This is a genomic window from Hominiventricola sp. (genome assembly GCF_057604405.1).
On the sequence record NZ_DBLYVB010000047.1, the window covers coordinates 1 to 5,018 of the forward strand.

General features: G+C 51.2%; 6 protein-coding genes and 1 pseudogene. All 7 read right to left on the bottom strand.

Features of this window, described 5'->3' with window-relative positions; all coding sequences use genetic code 11:
- Window positions 1–831: pseudogene (locus tag ACZMB2_RS13570) on the bottom strand (helicase); the annotation flags it as partial.
- A 5-nt stretch (window positions 832–836) separates the two neighbouring features.
- On the bottom strand, window positions 837–1,622 hold the full coding sequence (locus ACZMB2_RS13575) for a TnpV protein (RefSeq protein ID WP_487597132.1): 786 nt from the start codon (window positions 1,620–1,622) through the stop codon (window positions 837–839).
- A 360-nt stretch (window positions 1,623–1,982) separates the two neighbouring features.
- On the bottom strand, window positions 1,983–2,189 hold the full coding sequence (locus ACZMB2_RS13580) for a transposon-transfer assisting family protein (protein ID WP_101871406.1): 207 nt from the start codon (window positions 2,187–2,189) through the stop codon (window positions 1,983–1,985).
- Window positions 2,190–2,783 carry a YodL domain-containing protein gene (locus tag ACZMB2_RS13585; RefSeq protein WP_238074550.1) on the bottom strand — a complete coding sequence of 198 codons (594 nt, stop codon included), beginning with the start codon at window positions 2,781–2,783 and terminating at the stop codon, window positions 2,190–2,192.
- Window positions 2,770–3,078, bottom strand: a complete 309-nt coding sequence (locus tag ACZMB2_RS13590; protein ID WP_487597133.1) for an immunoglobulin — start codon at window positions 3,076–3,078, stop codon at window positions 2,770–2,772. Before ACZMB2_RS13590 ends, ACZMB2_RS13585 begins: the two co-directional genes overlap by 14 nt.
- The gene (locus ACZMB2_RS13595; RefSeq protein ID WP_487597134.1) at window positions 3,075–3,962 is read right to left on the bottom strand and encodes an LPD16 domain-containing protein; all 888 of its coding nucleotides are present in this window, start codon (window positions 3,960–3,962) and stop codon (window positions 3,075–3,077) included. The genes ACZMB2_RS13590 and ACZMB2_RS13595 overlap by 4 nt, the downstream gene beginning before the upstream one ends.
- A partial coding sequence (locus ACZMB2_RS13600) for a DNA topoisomerase (RefSeq protein ID WP_487597135.1) occupies window positions 3,959–5,018 on the bottom strand: 1,060 nt, incomplete at its 5' end. The genes ACZMB2_RS13595 and ACZMB2_RS13600, both read right to left, overlap by 4 nt.

The following is a 5,018-nucleotide window of genomic DNA, read 5'->3' on the forward strand; positions in this document are numbered from 1 at the left end:
TTCTTCGGATTCCACATCTGGGAATGGAATGTCCTGCTGCAAATTCTGCTTGCTCTGTTCAACATAGAGCCAGTCTTTTGCTTCCCGTTCCTGAACTTTTTCAATCAACTGCTGGCGGTAGGTCTCTGCCTCCCATTCGCTGGTAAACTCTTCGCTGACGCCATCCGGCTCCACATGAATGCCGTCCTGAATATCATCCCAGACCGCATAACCATCGTCTGTCTCCATCACGGTAAACCGCTGTGGTGCCGCCAGTTCACTCCGGGCATATACATCCGCAGCCGTATTCAGCATGTTGTCCACATGCTCATTTCCGGTATCGTAGCGTTCCGGTGGCGTTGGCGGAAACACATGGGCGGCAGTCGGCATAGGAAGCGGCGCGCCGTATTCCTGCTCCAGCTTCCGATACTCTTCCATTTCCAGCGCGGTCAGGTACTGATCATTTTCCACAAGCCGGTCTAACCGCTTATCCACCGCCGACCATGTGAGTCGCACTTCCCGGTCATGGTCATAATTGCGAAGCAGAATACCTCTTCCGTTATAATCGGCAAAACCGCGACTGCCATCCATAAAGGTATAGCTGTGGCCACCGAGACCGTATTCCGCTTTCAAGAATGCAGCTCGTTCTTTTGCGTCCCCTTGCTGCTGATACAGCGCATAAATACGGATCTTTCCGCCTTCAAAATTGGAGCCTGTCCGCAGCATCCGGTCGATTTCATCCTCAGAAATGACAAAAGCGGAGGGCTTCTCGCTCTCCGCTTCTTTGGCTGCATTTTCTGCCGCCGCATCAATTTTCTGAATCTGCTCTGCTTCGGACTGAAACAGACTCATGAAGTTTAACTGGTGATAAGTTCCGTCAGAATGACTTCCTCTGCCTGCGCTTTCAGCATGTTCATGTGCTGCACCCAGGCCATCTGGTTTGATTTCTTGTCCGGTGCCGGATTCGCTTTCAGAAGATCCGCCATCATCTGCTCCATCCGTGCGGTCGCGGTCTCCTGAATCTCCCACAGGTGCGGGTACAGCTTCTCGGTCAGGATCAGGTGATTGTACAGCAGCGTGTTGTTCTCCTGCAGAAACGCTCTGCGCATCCTCCCGTACTTGCCCAGGGGCTTCTGTTCCTGCACCGACAACTGGATGTCCGGAATCAGGTAATCGCCGTTCTTCGTGTAATTCAGCTCCATCATAGTTTTGGCTCCTTTCTGCCTGCTTATCTCTTTCATAGGTTCGGATCGTGCGTTCAATTTCCCGGAAGATCTGGCTGGACATTTCGCTGACCGCAGTTCCCAGCACATTGGCGGCAGCCTGCGTATTAAAATCAAAGATGTCCAGAAAATCCTCGTGCTCAAAATAGTCATCTGCATTGCCCACCGTCCGGGTAAAGACGGAATATGCGATGCTGACAGCGGCAGCTCTCTTAAAGGAAGCTCCGATGTTGAGTTCATCATATCCTTCCAGATAGGAATCTGCAACGATGTCACTGATCTGCCTGCGGTTTTCCTCCCAGTAATCCCTTGCAAGGCGTTCTGCCGCTTCCATGATATGATTTTCCAGAGACCCAGCACCGGCAGAAACATCAAATGCTGTATCCAGTGCGCGAATGATTGGCTGCTCATGCTCCGCATTCATTTTCCAGAGCTGTACCGGTCGGGAATTCTTCCGTTCTCCGGTATCTGCCACATCAAATACATACCGCAGTTTCGGCTGCTCGCCGCGCATGTCCAAAAGAGCAATGCCCTTGGAGCCACGCTTCACATAGCGGTTCATCCGATCATTCCAGAGATCGTACTCTGCACAGGCCGTCGCTTCTGGTCTCTGCTTATAGATCATCAGCTGCTCCGCAAAAGGATACTTATAAAGCCGTGCGGATGTGGTCAGAAACGCTGTCCACTGCTCTTTGCTGCCAGTGATCTGTGCCGCAGCTTCCTGCGCCATCTGCATATAATAAGCCGTTTTCGTCATCATCTATTTTTTCCTCCTCTCCTTTATTCGTCTGGATACAAATCCAGTGCCTCATATTCTGCATCCGTCATCTCTGCCAGTTTCGCAAGCAGCGAGGCCGTCCACCTGCGCAGGTTTCTATCTCTGCCGGTCAGACTTTTCTGCATCATCTGAAGCTCTGCAATCAGCCCTGTCCGTGTGCCAGGACTGTAAAGCATCATGAGCATCCATTCGTCATCCGTAAAACGCATTTATAACTCCTTTTCTTCGCAGCACCTACGAGGCGGTGCAGGCGGCACCGCCTCCTGCTTTTCCTTCAGCTGATCCAGAACCGATGCTTTCTCCGCCGGTTCTTCCTTCTTTCCGTTATTGATTACGCCGTCAATCATACCGTAATCGTCTTCCATTGCCATTTCTGCGGCTTTCAGATAATTCTCCGGTTTCAAAAATCCGGGCAGCTCCTGGAAGCCGATGGAATCCACATAGTGACAGCTTACAACACCATTCTGCCGTAAAGCCACGATGTCAGACACAGAAAGACTATGCCCAGTAAAATCATCAGGGCGGGAAACATTGAATTTCGCATACAGTTCCTCCAACATCGTATTCTGATCCTTGTAGGGAAGCAGCGGAGCCGTATAAACCACTTCATAATGGTCAATATCCGGTTCCAGCCCCATCCGTTCCAGTTCGCGCATAGACGAAAAGCGTTCATATACCGTATCCTCGATGCGGCGAAGCTGCAAAATCGCATACTGGTCGGTAGTACTGTCGAGAAATGCCATCATTCTTTCGTCCGGTGCCTGCGTTCCATGCACTTCATCCCATTTTTCAATTCTTGCCATCGTTCATTTCTCCCTTCTCCATAAACGGCAGGCCGTTTTCCTTTGCTTCCTGCCGCTGCTGTTCCCGCCGCTTTTCACTATAAGGCGGTCGGATACCGACGCAGCGTTTCGGAATCGTATAAGTGACCGACCCATGCTCCCGGTGCTCCAAAATAAACTGCTCCGGATACTGTTTTCGCAGTTCCCGAAGCTTCTTAATCAGGCGGCTGTCATGGGTATAAATGCTGGCGATATCCAGTTCATTATCAAAATTGATGACGGTTTCCTGCTCTGCCTTCGTAAGCTTGTATTTCATCGCTCTGCCTCCTTCGCCTTGGCAGCTTTCACCGGCGTATCCGTTCTGGAAGACAAATCCGAGAGTTTACCCAGCACAGATTCCCGTCTGCTGATTTCCGCTTCCTCTGCACGATCACAAAGTTCATCATAGTCAATCCGCGTCATGGTGCGGCCACCGAACCCATAATCCGAAAGAATCTGGTCTCTGGCTGCATTCATGCTGATTTCCGGGTTGTCGATCTGTCCACCGTCAATTTCCATAAAGTCCTTATGATATAAGGTATAGTCGTAACCGTCCTCACAGGTCTGAATGGCAAGAAAGCCCTTGCTTCCCAAATCCCATGCACTGCGTTCTTCCGTAATCAGCGGCTCCGGGCGGCATGTACCACCGCCGCGTTCCAGCATTTCTGCCAGCTGACAGATGTGCAAAACATCATACCCCAGGCGCAAATGATATTCGTCCATATATTCGCAGCGAGCTGAGAACTTCCGGTTCGGATACTCGATCTCCACTGCACTGCCATCCGGAATTTTGAACCGATCCTCGTAGTTGCTGGTGATAAACCGGATATTTTTTGCATTCTCCAGCTCAGGATCAGCCTTTTTCATCTGCCAGAGAACCTTTCTGCCGCCGCGTACCTGCTCCAGCATCTCCGGAGCTACCGGCGCAACGGCAAGACCGTCAAGCTGGGGAATCTTCTGAAGTGCTACCACCCTTGCGCTTTCTTCCAGCGTAGAAGACGGCTGTTTATCCAACACATCCCAGCCAATGTGTCCCTCGGTGGTCTGCACCTTGCTGTCCATATCAAAGCAATGGAATTCCACGCCGTCCTGCTTTTCCTGCAAGGAAAGCAGCGCAGCATTATCCACCAGATAAGCTGCATTCATCATTTTCATGCTCATTTTTTACCTCCAAACTCCAGCTTAAATGCTGCTGCACCGTCCTCGCCGGCCTCTACACGAACGGTTGTGTCATAGTAACGTCCAGACTTCCTGGAATAGCAATGGGTAAGCCGTGCTTTTCCCTGATTTACCAGTTGCTTTGCCAGTTCCTCTGTCATCTGCTTTCCCAGTGTCTGAAAGAATCTGTTTTCCTTCCAGAGTGCAAATTTACAGTTCTTATCCCTGCAAAACCAACCCTTTGCCGTTTCACAGACATCACTGCCGCAGGCGGGACAGGAGCCAATGACCTTGTGCTCTGGCTGCATCAGCACATCGGCACCTTTCACAGCCTCGTAGGTTTTGACAAGTCCGCTCACCATGTTGCTGATTTCGCCCATAAAGGCATCACCGTCATACTCGCCGTGTTCTATTTTCAGCAGTTTTTCCTCCCAGTCTGCCGTCATGGATGGGGACTGAATCTGTTCCGGCACCACCGTCACCAGTGCATTTCCCTTGTCCGTAGAGCAAAGGTATTTCGTTTTCTTATCACCCCTGCGCTCGATAAACCCTTTCTGCACCAGTTTTTCGATGATGGCAGCGCGTGTAGCCGGTGTGCCGATGCCTTTTCGCTCTACACCGGCCGGAAATTCATCCGAGCTGGCACTTTCCATCGCTGAAAGCAGAAGATCTTCGGTAAACCTCTTGGGTGGGCTGGTCTTGCCTTCTTTCAGATCGACACCGGCAAGTTCCAGTGTCATGCCTTCCGAAAGTATCGGAAGTTCACCTGCCTCTGCATTCTTCTCAGTCTCTTCAACCGGCTTTCCTGCATACTGTCTCCAGCCCATATCCGTGACTGTTTTGCCTTTCGTTCGGAACTTCTGACCGGCGCACTCGGCTTCTACTATGGTTTCTGCATAGCGGCAGGGAGTTCCTACCGCGCAAATCAGCCGCACCGCCAGCATGGTAAGAATCGCCCGTTCTCCACTGGGAAGAGAGGAAATGTCATAACCCGCCGCTGTTTTTGTAGGGATAATAGCATGGTGATCGGTAACTTTCTTAGAATTGATGACCTGCGCT